Raw genomic sequence first — 13,510 nt, 5'->3', positions numbered from 1 at the left:
CTAGCAAGCGCCGCTGAAAGAACGGTCGAAGGCTTGTGGGATAGAGTGGGACTCATCGAAGATCAATTCAAGCCAGCAGAATGTACCCGCTACCTACGCCACTGTGGTTACAATTTGACACTAGCATGAAAAGCGCTCTAGAAGTACTAGAATCCATCAGTTATATCGTTCAACAGTACTCGGGGCTGTGGTGCAATGTGTAGTGGACCCCGTTATTTGGACCACCTGATATATTGTAATTTTTGGTGACCAGGAAGTCGATTAGAAAGAACGGTATGACGCGGGTGGCTCAGTTGCTTGTCAACCTGAGCGGCGCAGTAGCAAGAAGAACGCAGGCAGCCGCAAGAGAGAATGGCAAGGAGTTTGAACCTTAACAAAAGTTTCTACCCTCTCACAACTCCCTCTGGTCGCTGCGCGACACCGGTAGGCTGCGCCAACCGGTGTCACCCGTTGCTGCCCGCTCCCCAACCGTGCCACGCGTCTCGGCTAACCAAATACCAAAAACCAACATCCAAAAACTAGTTTGGCGAGTAAAACTCGCTGCCACGGGGGATCGGCGACGGAGCCGCCTCCTCCAGTGACCCCCTCCCCCCTACTTTTCTAACTCGCTAATCTTTTCGATGCGGCGGGCGTGGCGGCCTCCTTCAAATTCGGTCTTGAGCCAGATTTCGACCATGCGGTCAATCAGTTTTTCGCCCAGCATATCGGCGGAGAGGCACAAGATGTTGAGGTCGTTATGGCGGCGGCTCATTTCGGCGGTCAGGTCGTCATGGCAGGGGGCGGCCCGCACGCCGGGAAACTTATTCGCGGCGATGCTCATCCCAATGCCAGACCCACAGATCAGGATCCCGCGGTCGACCGCCTGCTCGCTCACGTTTTTGGCCACCAGGGCCGCCACGTCGGGATAGTCCACGCTATTGCAGTCCCCCGCCGTCCCTTCGTCGATCCCCTCGTGCCCCAGCCGGCGCACCAGCTCCAGCAATTTTTGCTTGACGGCATGCCCACGATGATCACTGCCAATCATGATTTTCATCACAAAACCCGGTGGATTAATTACAAATTACGAATTACAAATTACGAATTGCGGGACAATTTAGAATTAAGAATGATGAATTAAGGGTTGTGCAAAAATTCCTCCATTCTTAACTCTACTTTCTATCAAAATGCGGCTGAACGACTCCATCCTCATCACCTGCCAAAAACCAAATTCCAATTCGGCAACGGAGTTGCCTCCTGTAGGATTCCCGCCGCCACCCATGTCCCGCCACCCAGCCAAATGCAGAAGTATGAATGCAGAATGCAGAATTTATGTTGCAGCAATTCTTACTCCTTCATTCTAAAATCTGACTTTCCCCCACGGGGTCCTCGCCCAGGCTCGTCCCCCGCCACCCTCTCGCCTCTCGTATCCCGTCTCTCGTCTCCCGCCTCCCTACAACTGCGGCCAGGAGATTTCCTCCAGCCGTCGGCCCAGCTCTTGGCGAATTTGATCCGCGCAGCGGCGGTAGTACTCGACCGGCCCGCCAATGGGGTCCGCGATATCCCGCGCGTCCAGTGATAAAACCGCCGCCCGGTTCGCCGCCTCGGGCCATTGCTCCACGATCGCCTGCCGGTGCGAGCGGGTCATCGTCCAAATGTAATCCGCGTGCCGGATCAGTTGCTCGGTCACGGGCTGGCTTTCATGCGGGGTCAGGTCGATCCCGTCGGGCCGCAGCACCTCGACCGCTTCGGGGCTGGCGGTCCCCCCCAGCCCCGCGGCAATTCCCGCCGACATGATCAGCACCCCCCGGTCGTGCAGTTCCTCCGGCGTGGTCCCCAGCCGCTCCGCCACCATTTTACGGCAAATCCCCTCGGCCATGGGGCTGCGGCAGGTGTTTCCGGTGCACACAAAGAGGATCATCATCGCCGAAAGTCGCTTAAGTGTTTGTTCACTGACCACGCCCGGCCGCAAAATTTGCAGCCGATCGGTCGCTTCCACCACCGTCGAGCACTGCCCAAACCGGCTGCGCCCGTCGTCCAGAATCAATTGTACCTCTTCGCCAAAGGCCTTAACAGCGTCCCCGGCGACCAGGGCCGCGGACTCTCCCGTCCGATTGGCGCTGGTAATGACGATCGGCGCCGGCAGCATCCGCAAGGTGTCCAAGATCGTCGCATGAAACGGCACCCGCACGCCCAAGCGGCCTGCGGGGACCAGCGCCTGCCGCGTTAACGGAGGCAACCGGCGGAGGAGGCTGGCGGGGTGGTTGTCCGGGCAGACCAGCGTCACGGGGCCGGGCCAGCAGCGGCGGGCCAGCCGCAACGCCAGCGGGGACATGCGGGGAATATAGTCCAGGGCCTCATCGGCGCTTTTAGTCGCCAGGGTCAGCGGAGGACGGCCCGGCAATCGCCGTTTGACCTGCAGCAGACGGCGGACGGCCCCCTCGTGTACGGCGCTCGCCGCCAGGGCGTACACTGTTTCCGTGGGAAAGACCACCAACTGCCCCTCATGCAGGGCCTGCACCGCCCGATGCACCACATCGCGGGAGTCCTCGGCATGGCGAATGTCTATGACCAGTGGGGGCATGGGCCGCACAACTCCCCACAAACGACCGACGCCGGGGGGGAGTGCCGGCGGGCAATTAACAAGTTTTCCACAGTGTCACGGCAAACGGATCAGGGGAAAAGCCTATTTCCGACCGCCGGGGCAACACACAGAGCAATCCGCCAGCATTTGGACGCTAGCGAGATTCGCCCCGTCACTGGGCCTGGACCAAAACAATACAAAAATGCCACAAGCGTATGCGGCACCTAAGTTTACCGCAAAGTGGCAAATTGGGCAAGAATGGTTGGGCGTGGGGGGGTACAGGAGGGAGAGGGTGCTGTTAAGATACTAAGGAATTATTCTTCACTCTCAAGCAGCCACCGTTTGAGCAGGATAAAGTCGGCATAGTCGGGAATGACTGATGGTTAGCGCATCCCCGGTATCGTGGGAAGAGACGTCCCGTTTTTGTTGGGATTCCGAAGAATTTTACAGAAGTTGGATCTTAGGCAGTGTTCGTCGTGAGTTCGACCCGATAGCAATGCTAGGCACTGTGGGGGACACAGCCGCGCAGCGGCCCAAGGATTCTAGCCGGGGGTGCAAACCCCCGGAATTCTATACGTGTTTGATTGCAGAGCCGCATAGTGGAGAAGGAAGCATACGGGAGCCAGGACACTGCCTACCATACTCGCAGAGGCGGCGTTTAATTATTTTCTTAGCCGCAAATTGTCGTGAGCCAAACATGACTCCGCCGCTGCGAGGCGATATTGAAAATACTTTATAGCATAAGCTAGAAAGATGCAGCTCCTCCAGAGCTGCACTGCGGGGCAAGCCAGCAGTGGCACACTCATACGGCACCGGGACGGTGCCTACTACTTTAATCCAAAAATCCGCACAATTCCCCGCTGCGGCTCGGTTGTTGCAGCTTGCGCACGGCTTTGGCCTCGATCTGGCGGATGCGCTCGCGCGTCACCTTAAAGATATGCCCCACTTCCTCCAGGGTGTAGCTGTAGCCGTCACCCAGGCCGTACCGCAGCTTGATGATCTCCCGCTCGCGGTAGGAAAGCGTCTTGAGCACCTTGCCAATGCGGTTGCGCAGCATCTCTTGGGCGGCGCCGATGGCCGGGTTTTCGGCCCCGCCGTCGGGCAGCAAGTCCCCAAAGTGGCTATCCTCGCTGTTCCCCACGGGGCGGTCCAGGCTGATGGGATAGCGGCTCATGGCCAGCACGCGGCGGGTTTCCTCGATGGGGGTGCCGCTGGCCTTGGCCGTTTCCTCGATCGTGGGTTCGCGGCCCAAGGACTGTAGTAGTTGCCGCGAAACATTGCGCACGCGGGACATGGTCTCGACCATGTGGACCGGAATGCGGATGGTGCGGCTTTGGTCGGCGACGGCGCGGGTGATCGCCTGGCGAATCCACCAGGTCGCATACGTGCAAAACTTGAACCCGCGGCGGTATTCAAATTTGTCCACCGCCCGCATCAGGCCGGCGTTACCTTCTTGGATCAGGTCCAAAAAGCTCAGCCCGCGATTGCGGTATTTCTTGGCAATGCTGACCACCAACCGCAAATTCCCCTCGCTCAGCCCGCGCTTGGCGTGCTGGTACTCGGTATAGATTTTCTTAAGCGCCATCACGCGGTTGCGCAGACTGGTGGGCGTTTCCTGGATCGCGCGCAGGATCGTGCGGTATTCCTTATGCATGAGCTGCTTTTCGTGGGGGAGCAGCTTATGCTTTTTGTCGTGCAGGGTGGCGTGCAGTTCGTCGAGCCGGGCGCTAAAGTCCTCCAGCGCGCGGATTTTTTGCTCAATCCGCTGGGTGCGCAGGCCCAGTTCTTCGACCAGTTTGACAACCCGCAAACGTCCCCGGCCCAGCTCGCGCCAAGCTTGGCGGCGAACGGACATTTTGGTGGATTTGCTGAGCGCGGTGCGATAGTTGACGCGGTTTTTGCGCAGGATTTGGTCGATGGTCCGCAGGTTATGCGGCATCCGGTGCAAAATTTGGTCTTTTTCCAGACGGTCGGTCACCGAAACCTGAATCGTGCGGTCAAACGGGAAATCTCCCTTGTAAACGCCGCGCAGGATTTTGATCGCGTATTGCACGACATAGTCGCACAACAGCAGCTTCCGGCGAAACTTGGCCCGGGTAATCTCTATCCGCTTGGCAAGCTCAATTTCTTCCTTGCGGGTTAAAAGCGGAATCTCCCCCATTTGGGTCAAATACATCCGCACCGGATCGTCGGACCAGCTTTCTCCTTCGGGGGGGACTTCGTCCAACAGCTCATCGGCCTTGGCATCCAGGTCGAGATCCAAGTCATTGGGATCGCCAACTAATAAATCATCCTCGACGGAGTCGAGTTCGACGTCTTTGTCAACTAAATCGACAGCATCATCCGAGTGCGCGGCAACGTCGTCGTCCAATTCGTCTAACAATGAGTCGAACAAGGTTTTTACTCCTATCAATGCAAAAAAATAATGAATCTGATGATGCCCACCGCCCCCGCGTGCTATTACTCCCCAGTCACCGGCTGATCACCACGGCCACCGCTTGATCACTACGGCCCACCGGCTGATTAACACGGCCGACCCGCCGTGACACTCTTATCCCATGCTCTCACCAGCAACCGCGGCATTTGACCGCCGCTGGCAACGTCGGCAAAGACCATCCGACCTCTTTTGCTACGGAGTGTTCAGGAGGAACGGTTCTTGGTAGCAGGGCACAATTTCTCAAAATGGTCTAACCATCCGGCGGGAAAAATGTTCTGGCGGGTGACACTCTCTCCGAATTGTCCACAACATGATCTCTATTGTGAAAGCAATTCATCCCGTGAAAGGGGCGTCGCGCGATCCGGCTCACACAAACCAAGTAATTCTACCACCGAAACTCGACAGCACTTGGCTAGCCGTCGATTTGGTAAAAAATACTATTCATCCATGAACAGAGCTGTATGACTTTTAGGCGTAAACGATCCAATGTTACACGCCGCTGAACGGACAACACCACTCAATCCGCCCAAATTGCCAATCTTTCCAAATTGGCAATCTTTTCTCAAACTGTTCCACCGGCATGGCCGTATTCAACAGTTGGGCAATCTTCAATCTGTCGTCCCCGCCATTCGAAAGTTCCCCACGCCCTTTCATCAGCAGGCAACAGTCAACAAATGTGGTGCGGCAGACAGTTTTTGGAAGGCAAAAGTTCTGTCTCGGTTTTAATCCACAAAGATGACGGTCTGCGGGTAAAGGTAACGCACGAACGTTGCTACTGGGTGAACAAATTGCTGGCGAGGCACAGATCCCTAAAAGAGCGGGACGACTCGTTAGGCGGCCAATAACAATGATTGCGCAACGCCAATTAATGGAGACGCCAGTCGAATTCGGACACCCTGCAAAATTCGCTTTCGAATACTTTATTATTCTAATCAACAACAATGGCAGGTCCAGTACCCCGCGCGGAATCTCTGGACCGGAGATTTGCCACCAAAAAACCGGCTTTTTGCCAGGATTGCTAGCGGCAAATTTAGGCCAATTTTCGCTTCTGCGCAGGAATCGTTTCGGGGGCTCAGGCTTGGGAACCCGCACCCAGTTTGGATCCTGCTAGCCAAAAACCCTTCAGACAGTTGGGATAGCAAGACTTTTCGCAGGTAAAGGGGCTTTTGGCAGAATCCGCCAGGATCAGGATTTTAGCAAAATCCCCACCAAAATGTCGTACAAGGCATGCGTACCGGTGGCGATTCCGTAGCCGCGATACAAAAATAATATCGAAAAAAACAACCCCGCCACGGTCCGAAACACAAATGGCCATAACGCCCAGGGTTCTTGCCCCCCCACATGGTGGGCGGCGGCAAACAGCAGGCTGGTGATGATAATCGCCACCCACCAACGTTTTTGAGGCTCTTGTAAACCGACCAAGCCTAAGATGGCGACGGTAAGTGGTAATAACAGTAGCCGGAACAAAAACTCTTCATAGACTCCCGCGCCGGCATAATCAACAAATCCCTGAACGGTGTCCAAAAACCAATTTCCCCAGATGAGCGGGAACTGTCCGGCCAGAATTTGCAAGGGATACCACCATTGCCGCGAGCGGGCGATTCCCCACAGACAGACGGCCAAAAAGCAGCTTTCCACAAACATGAGCGGCAGCACGCCGTGTGAAATGCGCCAGGGCTGGCCAGAAACATGCTGCCAGGCCAACAAAATAACGACGACCAAAATTGGCAATAGCCAGTAGTAGTTACCCAGGCCAATCATGCCCAGCCAATTTCGCAACCAGACATCGGCGGCGTTGCGTAATTCGCCGGGAGGTCGAAACCAGACCCCAATTTCATAAATAAGCAGCCAGGGAAGGCTAAAGCACAAGCTGGCCAGTGGACGGCGGGACTCATGCCAATAATCGTCCGGCTGGTCCAGAGCCGAAGCCTCTTTGGCATCGTCGGCGGTCGAGTCGTCGTGGGCTGGCAGATCCGGGGTAGGCAAATTTGACCCGCGGGATGTCCCCGCCGTCGCGCTTCCCCCCGCTGGCAAATTAGCCAGCAGTTCGTCCAATTGCCGTTGGAGCGGGTCGGGCGACTCAGATGACATAAAGGATTCGCAAAAGGTAATTCGCCATGGAAGGGGGATTTTTGGTATTCTAAAAGAGTTGCCCCACCGCTGCTAGCAGTGATGGATAGAAATAGCCGCGATCAAGCGCTGGTCCGCGGCAAGAATTGCGATGAATCCCACGGCGCGCCCTATTTTGAATATTTATCTGTGCAGCCCCCTATGAGCAGTGAATGGCACCTTAATCCGGTTCACAGCCTGACGCTGGTCACAATCTGCGGGGCGTTGTTACTGGCGGCGCTCTTTTGGCTAGGTCGCGAGACCTCGCGCCTTTCGCCTGGGCGGCATTGGACACTCTTTGGTTTGCGGCTGCTGGTGTTTTTAGCGGTGATCCTTTTGTTATTGCGACCGACACTGGTCACCAGCGAGCTTAAGGAACAATCCGCCAGCATTTGTGTCATGGTGGATGACTCGCGCAGCATGCAGACCGAGGATGAACTGAACGGAACCAGTCGTTGGAACGCGGTGCAGCAGGATTTACGCCAGTCCACCAAAGTTCTGGACGAGTTGGCCAAAAAATACGAATTAGAAATTGTCCGTTTTTCGCAGGAATCGCAACCCTTTGGCAGTCAATTAGACAAAGCCCTGGCTCCGGACCGGCCTACCGGTTCCCAAACCGCGATCGGCGGCGCGCTCGAGGATCTCTTACGTCGCGCGAACAACAAGCGCCTGGCAGCGGTGATCTTGCAAAGTGACGGCGCCCAACAAGCCTACCCCCCGCGCGATCAATCGCCCCAGTCGGCGGCCCGTCGGCTGGCGGACCTGGGGACGCCGCTGTACACCATTCCCTATGGCCAAGAACGTTCCCTCACCCAGTCCCGCGATCTGGCAGTGACAGAGCTTCTGGCCGGGCCGACGGTCTATGTCAAAAACATTCTCACGGCGACCGGCACCATTCGCCTCAATGGTTATGTCAATCAACCCATCCAAGTGCAACTCTTGTACGAAACCGCTCCCGGCAAAGAAGAAGTGGTGGGGAGCGCGACCGTCACCCCACAACAGCCGGACGACCTGGCCGCGGTCGAAATCAGTTTTACCCCCGAAAAACCAGGAGAACACAAATTAACCCTGCGCGTGCTCACTCCCGATGGGACCACCGAGACCGTCACCAATAACAATCAACTGAGCACGTTTGTCACCGTGCTCGAGGGGGGCCTGAATATCTTGTACCTCGAGGGAGAAGCCCGCGTCGAGCAACGATTCTTACGCCGTTCGCTCAATTTCTCCCCCGACATGCGGGTTGACTTTGAATTTTTTGACCCCCAGCCCAAATCCCGCGCCCGCTGGCCAATCAACCTCGAAGCTCAATTAAAACCGGGCAAATACAACGCCTACATCCTGGGGGATGTCGATTCCACTCTTTTTCGACCGGCGGACCTGGAACAACTGGCCCGCAATGTCGAACAAGGCGCCGGCCTGATCTTGCTGGGGGGGTATCACAGTTTTTGGGCGGGGGGATACGACCGCACCCCCCTGGCACGGATCATGCCCCTGCAACCAACGCCACTAGAGCGGCAAAACTTTAACGAGCCGATCCGCCGCGACCTGCACCTGCCAGGTCCCTTGCAAATGATTCCCGACGCGGGCCTGGGCCAAACGGTCTCTTTTCTTAAACTGGCCCCCAAAGGGGAAAATGAGAACTTTTGGAAACAACTTCCCGCCCTAAAAGGGGCCAACAAATGGACCAAGCTCAAAGTTAACGCCAAGGTCCTGGCCCGCTCTCAGCATGGCGACCCGCTCATCGCCGCCGTCGAACCCGGCCAGGGACGCGTCCTCGCCTTTGCCGGTGACACCACCTGGCAATGGGTGATGCAAGGTTTTGAATCCGCCCACAAGACTTTTTGGCGGCAGGCGATCTTGTGGGTGCTAAAAATTGACGAGTCGGCCAATGGCACCGTCTGGGTCAAGCTGGATCAACGGCGTGTCTCTCCCGGGCGAAGAATTGACTTTACGACGGGCGTTCGCGGGGTGCCTCCGGAAATCGCTGACCAAGCTAACTTTACCGCCGTGGTGCATTTTCCCGACGGAAAGACGCGTAACGTCAGCCTAGCCAATACGGCGGGGGAATGGGGAGGAAGCTTTGGTGAAACCCTCATACCGGGAGAATACCGCATCGAGGTAGCCGGTGACCACGACGGCAAAGCGCTAGGAATGGGCAAAGCCCGGTTTATCGTACTGGACCAGGATCTGGAATTAAACAATGCCGCCGCTCGGCCGAGTTTACTGCAAAGTTTATCGCTGATGACCGCCAAATCCGGGGGAAAACAACTTGCCCGCAACGAATTGGCCAATTTGCTCGAGGAATTGCTCAAGCAACCCCCGGTCGTCGAGGTGGAAACCCAGGTTAAACACACTCCCTGGGATCGTCCCGAAGTGCTGCTGTTCATTGTCGGACTGCTGACTCTGGAATGGTATTTACGCAAAAAATGGGGCTGGGTGTAGGGTCAATTAAGAATTACGAATGAAAAATTAATAATTGAAATGCTGGTTGATGAATTATTATTGATACTTGGGATAAATATTTTTGCGGATGGTTCAAGGCTACAAAATTTGAACTATGAAAAACAATGCAGCAACGTTGGAATTGCAAGATTTGCCTCAATTAGCCACGGCACGGCAACTTTGGGTGGATGGTAAGCTGGATGCCGCCCTGGCGCAGTTTGAGGCAGCTCTGGCCGCCCATCCCCAAAATATCAAGGCCTTGATCGAGGCCGCGCGGGCGTTTGGCCAACGGCATGAGGTAGCCCAGGCGGAGGAGTTACTCGCCCGGGCGACCGATTTGGCGGGTAACGAAGCCAAGGTGTTATTGCCCATCGCCCAGGCCTATCGGGTGATTTATCGACCGTTGGCAGCGGTGCCGATGCTTCAAAAACTGTGCCACGACCGGGAGACATCCGCGCGGGCGCACCTGGAATTGGCCCTGATTTACGAGATTACCAACCAGATTGACCAGGCGGTGGCCGCCGCGCGGGAATGCGTGACCCAGGTGCCCGCCGCGGCGGAGCCAAAAATTGTCCTGGCTCGCCTGGAACGGCGCGCGGGAAATATTGATTTGGCGGAATCCATATTGCGTTCGTTGACGGAATTGCGGGGGGCGCACCCCCATTTGCTCATGGAGGCCTGGGGCGAACTGAGCCATTTGTTGGATGGCCGGGGAGATGCCGACGGCGCGATCGCCGCGATCGAGCAAAGCAAAGCGATCATCTCGCGCTTGCCGCAAACCCGCAAATTTCAACTCATGGCGGGAAATAACAATCAACTGCTGGGAAAAGTGTATCAGGGATTGGACCAGGAGACCTTGCGTCGGTGGAGCGAAATCCCCTTTGAATCCGACCCGCGGCTGGGGGGTATCGCGCAATTGATTGGTTTTCCTCGTTCGGGGACCACGCTGCTGGAACAAGCCCTAGGGGGCCATCCAGGGTTAATCGACGCCCCCGAATTTGTGATCTTTAGCCGGGACATTTTTCCCGCGCTCTACATGGCGGCAAATCCTCCCACGCTGACTCTGGAGACGCTGAATGGATTTAGCACGGCGGCCCTGCAAACCCAGCGGCGGCGTTATGTGGACTACATGGAAGCCGCCCTGGGCGAAAGCGTGAACGGGCGGGTCCTCCTGGATAAAAATCCCAGCCAAACCTCGCTGATGGTGGGCCTGTATCGTTTATGGCCGGAATCCAAGTTTGTGGTCGCCCTACGCGATCCGCGCGATGTCCTGGTCAGTTGTTATTTGCGGTTTTTTGCCTTATCGGACTTTAGCGTTTGCTTTTTGCAGTGGGAAACCGCCTGCAAGCTGTACGAATTCGAAATGGGGATTTGGCTGCGAATGCGGGAATTATTGCCGCCGGACAGTTGGTTGGAACTGCGTTACGAGGACACCGTGGATGATCTGCCGGGCCAAACCCAGCGGGCGGCGGATTTTCTGGGCCTGGAATGGACGCCGGAAATGCTGGCCTATCGCGAAAAGAATCCGCACAAGATTGTGAATTCCCCCACACACGAGGCGGTGCGCAAGCCCATTTATCGCGGCGCGATGGGCCGCTGGAAGAAGTTTGAAAAGCATATCGGCCCGTATGTGGAACGGTTGCGGCCGCTGCTGGACGCACTAGGTTATTCCTAGGGCGGTTTCATTTTTGCAAAAAAAACGCGTGAGAGAGTCGCCTCTCTCACGCGCGGTTCCGCGTTCATCGGTGCCAATCAACGTGTGTGCCCTGGCACAAGATTCTTTACATACTAGGCATTCTTGCGGCGGCGATTCCAGGTCACGCCCGCGACAGCGGCCAGGCCCATCCCGGCCAGGACCAGCGTCGAGGGTTCGGGAATGACTTCGCCGGTGACGCAGATGTTATCCACGGCCCACCACCAGTTGTTGCCGGCTTCGGTCATGCCAAAGCGAAACAATAATTCCCCCCCCGTGGGGTTATTCAAGGGAAATGACAGCGATTCATTGATACGATCAAATTCGTTAATCGTATTACCGGTGTCATAGCGCAGGATTTCTTCATAGTTATTGCCGCCATCGTAGCTCACTTCCAATGTGGCGGTTTGCGTCCCTTCCGGACGAAAGCTGGAATCAAACATCAACACGATCGAACCAGCGGTGATGTTGGTCAGATCGATCGGGGATGTGGTCATGAACGCATTAAAACCATTAGGGCCAATAGTTCCGGGAGCGTCATCATAAGCATCGGGGTCGGCGACCATGACGTTGCCAGAGCCATTAGTAAACAGGCTGCGGTCTTGGTCCCCTTCGGTGGCAATCCAAGATTCCTTGTTCAGGAAAGTAAAACCGTAGAAATCAGGATGGTTCAGATCGGGTGTGATGCCACTGTTATCGGCAACCCAGCCTGTCGGAGGGACATTTGTCCAATCCGAGCCAGTGCCACCCGCATTGGGCGGATTGTTGAACGGCAATAAGGGGCCGAGCGAATCAAAATTTTCTTCATACAGGCACAGCACAACGGCATTGGCGTCGACCAATGCGCTCCCCGCGAACAAACTGACGCACCCGGCGGTCAGCAACTTGTTGCGGAGTGATTTCCACGTCGAACGAACAGTCATGAGCTTACTCCCCAAAAAAAGTACAACGATGAACGTCTAAAATAAAATCCACAAACTAAAATCCTTAAGTTCGCAACACTAGCATCCTAGCTAGGCTTACCGACTTTTACACTCAACCCGCTGACGCCAATTCAAACACTGAGCATGCGTCGTCGGGCGTTGTAAAACGCGTGGAAGGGTCCCCCCTTCCACGCGCGATTCCGCGTTCATAGGTGTCAATCAACGTGTGTGCCCGGCACGCCCGTAAATGTTTTTAGGCCCATGAACAATTATCCACAGCCAACTAGGCCTGCTTGCGGCGGCGATTCCAGGTCACAGCGCCGGCGGCGGCCAGACCCAAACCACCCAGGACCAGCATCGAAGGCTCGGGAATGATATCCCCTTCAACGCGAATGTTATCCACTGCCCAGAACCAGTCGTTGCCGGTTTCGGTCAAACCAAAGCGGAATTGCAATTGGCCGCCGGTCGGATTGGCGATTGGCAAGGCAAGATTTTCATTAATACGGCTAAAGGAACTGCTGCCGCCGGAATTGGCGGTGTCATAACGCAGAATTTCGCTAAAGTTGCTGCCGCCATCAAAGCTCACTTCCAGCGTGGCGGTCATTGCGTCATACGGAAAAAAGCTGGAATCAAAGTACAACACGACCGAGTTGGCGGTGATGTTGGTCAGATCGATCGATTGGGTTGTAATAAAGGCATTGAATCCGTTGGGTTCAATGGTGCCGGAGGCGTCATCGTAAGCATCGCCATCGGCGACCATGACAATCCCGGTACCGCTCGTGAATTGAGCGCGGCCTTGATCCCCTTCAGTGGCAACCCAAGAATCTTTGTTCAAAAAAGTAAAGCCGAAGAAGTCGGGATGATTCAGATCCGGAGTAATGCCCGAATTGTCGCGCACCCAACCCGCGGGGGGAACATCGGTCCAATCAGAACCCGTGCCACCGCTATTGGGTGGATTGTTGAACGGCATCAAGGGGCCGAGCGAATCAAAATTTTCGCTGTACAGAATGGCCGAATTGGCATTGACCAGAGCGGTGCCAGCAAACAAGCTGATGCAACCAGCGGTCAGAATTTTGTTGCGGAAAGAATTCCGCGTCGCACGTGCAGTCATGAGCGTACTCCTATGGTGGAAAAAGATTATTATCTAGCACGTGAATATAGATAACCTGGGAATGTTAGTAAATGATTAGCTGGCCATGAAATATGCCGAATTTTCAAATTCTCATGATTTTTGGGACTTTTTAGCCAAACCCCGGTTTGCTCACTTCCGTAACGCATAAATTCTGAAACCAGCAAAGAAAACTTAATTACAAGTAACAAACTAACTTATTCAATGGCGTCGTCCC

The 13,510-nt window shown here is 55.6% G+C and carries 8 protein-coding genes; 2 read left to right on the top strand and 6 right to left on the bottom strand.

Annotation, left to right across the window (positions count from 1 at the left end):
- Positions 1 to 592: 592 nt before the first annotated feature.
- The 4 genes from rpiB to SFX18_11485 form a co-directional block, all read right to left on the bottom strand.
- On the bottom strand, positions 593 to 1,033 hold the full coding sequence (gene rpiB / locus SFX18_11500) for a ribose 5-phosphate isomerase B (GenBank protein ID MDX1963772.1): 441 nt from the start codon (positions 1,031 to 1,033) through the stop codon (positions 593 to 595).
- A gap of 396 nt (positions 1,034 to 1,429) precedes the next feature.
- On the bottom strand, positions 1,430 to 2,560 hold the full coding sequence (locus tag SFX18_11495) for an L-threonylcarbamoyladenylate synthase (protein ID MDX1963771.1): 1,131 nt from the start codon (positions 2,558 to 2,560) through the stop codon (positions 1,430 to 1,432).
- Positions 2,561 to 3,392: 832 nt separating this feature from the next.
- Positions 3,393 to 4,955, bottom strand: a complete 1,563-nt coding sequence (locus SFX18_11490; protein ID MDX1963770.1) for a sigma-70 family RNA polymerase sigma factor — start codon at positions 4,953 to 4,955, stop codon at positions 3,393 to 3,395.
- Between the two features lie 1,227 nt (positions 4,956 to 6,182).
- The gene (locus SFX18_11485; protein MDX1963769.1) at positions 6,183 to 7,088 is read right to left on the bottom strand and encodes a CPBP family intramembrane glutamic endopeptidase; all 906 of its coding nucleotides are present in this window, start codon (positions 7,086 to 7,088) and stop codon (positions 6,183 to 6,185) included.
- A gap of 180 nt (positions 7,089 to 7,268) precedes the next feature.
- Between SFX18_11485 and SFX18_11480 the strand changes: the two genes are divergently transcribed.
- Both SFX18_11480 and SFX18_11475 read left to right on the top strand, forming a co-directional pair.
- Positions 7,269 to 9,548: a hypothetical protein gene (locus SFX18_11480; GenBank protein ID MDX1963768.1), complete on the top strand. Its 2,280-nt coding sequence runs from the start codon at positions 7,269 to 7,271 to the stop codon at positions 9,546 to 9,548.
- A 115-nt stretch (positions 9,549 to 9,663) separates the two neighbouring features.
- Complete coding sequence (locus SFX18_11475; protein ID MDX1963767.1) at positions 9,664 to 11,223, top strand: sulfotransferase; 1,560 nt, start codon at positions 9,664 to 9,666, stop codon at positions 11,221 to 11,223.
- Positions 11,224 to 11,336: 113 nt separating this feature from the next.
- Here SFX18_11475 and SFX18_11470 read toward each other — a convergent pair whose 3' ends face one another.
- Together SFX18_11470 and SFX18_11465 are read right to left on the bottom strand one after the other, a co-directional pair.
- Positions 11,337 to 12,164 (bottom strand): PEP-CTERM sorting domain-containing protein, encoded by an 828-nt coding sequence (locus SFX18_11470; protein MDX1963766.1) that lies wholly within the window; start codon positions 12,162 to 12,164, stop codon positions 11,337 to 11,339.
- 283 nt (positions 12,165 to 12,447) lie between these two features.
- A complete protein-coding gene (locus tag SFX18_11465) occupies positions 12,448 to 13,275 on the bottom strand; it encodes a PEP-CTERM sorting domain-containing protein (GenBank protein MDX1963765.1) in 828 nt (275 codons plus the stop codon).
- Between the last annotated feature and the right edge of the window lie 235 nt (positions 13,276 to 13,510).

This window comes from Pirellulales bacterium (assembly GCA_033762255.1).
In the GTDB taxonomy this organism is placed as follows: Bacteria; Planctomycetota; Planctomycetia; order Pirellulales; family JALHPA01; genus JANRLT01.
Note: the sequence above shows the minus strand (reverse complement) of the source record. Positions and strands in the feature narration are given on the sequence as shown.

What these genes read in the sequence shown, in the direction of transcription:
- SFX18_11470 (MDX1963766.1), bottom strand. Translation starts at nt 12,164, where the DNA reads ATGACTGTTCGTTCGACGTGGAAATCACTCCGCAACAAGTTGCTGACC.
- SFX18_11480 (MDX1963768.1), top strand. Translation starts at nt 7,269, where the DNA reads ATGAGCAGTGAATGGCACCTTAATCCGGTTCACAGCCTGACGCTGGTC.
- SFX18_11495 (MDX1963771.1), bottom strand. Translation starts at nt 2,560, where the DNA reads ATGCCCCCACTGGTCATAGACATTCGCCATGCCGAGGACTCCCGCGAT.
- SFX18_11485 (MDX1963769.1), bottom strand. Translation starts at nt 7,088, where the DNA reads ATGTCATCTGAGTCGCCCGACCCGCTCCAACGGCAATTGGACGAACTG.
- SFX18_11465 (MDX1963765.1), bottom strand. Translation starts at nt 13,275, where the DNA reads ATGACTGCACGTGCGACGCGGAATTCTTTCCGCAACAAAATTCTGACC.
- rpiB (MDX1963772.1), bottom strand. Translation starts at nt 1,033, where the DNA reads ATGAAAATCATGATTGGCAGTGATCATCGTGGGCATGCCGTCAAGCAA.
- SFX18_11475 (MDX1963767.1), top strand. Translation starts at nt 9,664, where the DNA reads ATGAAAAACAATGCAGCAACGTTGGAATTGCAAGATTTGCCTCAATTA.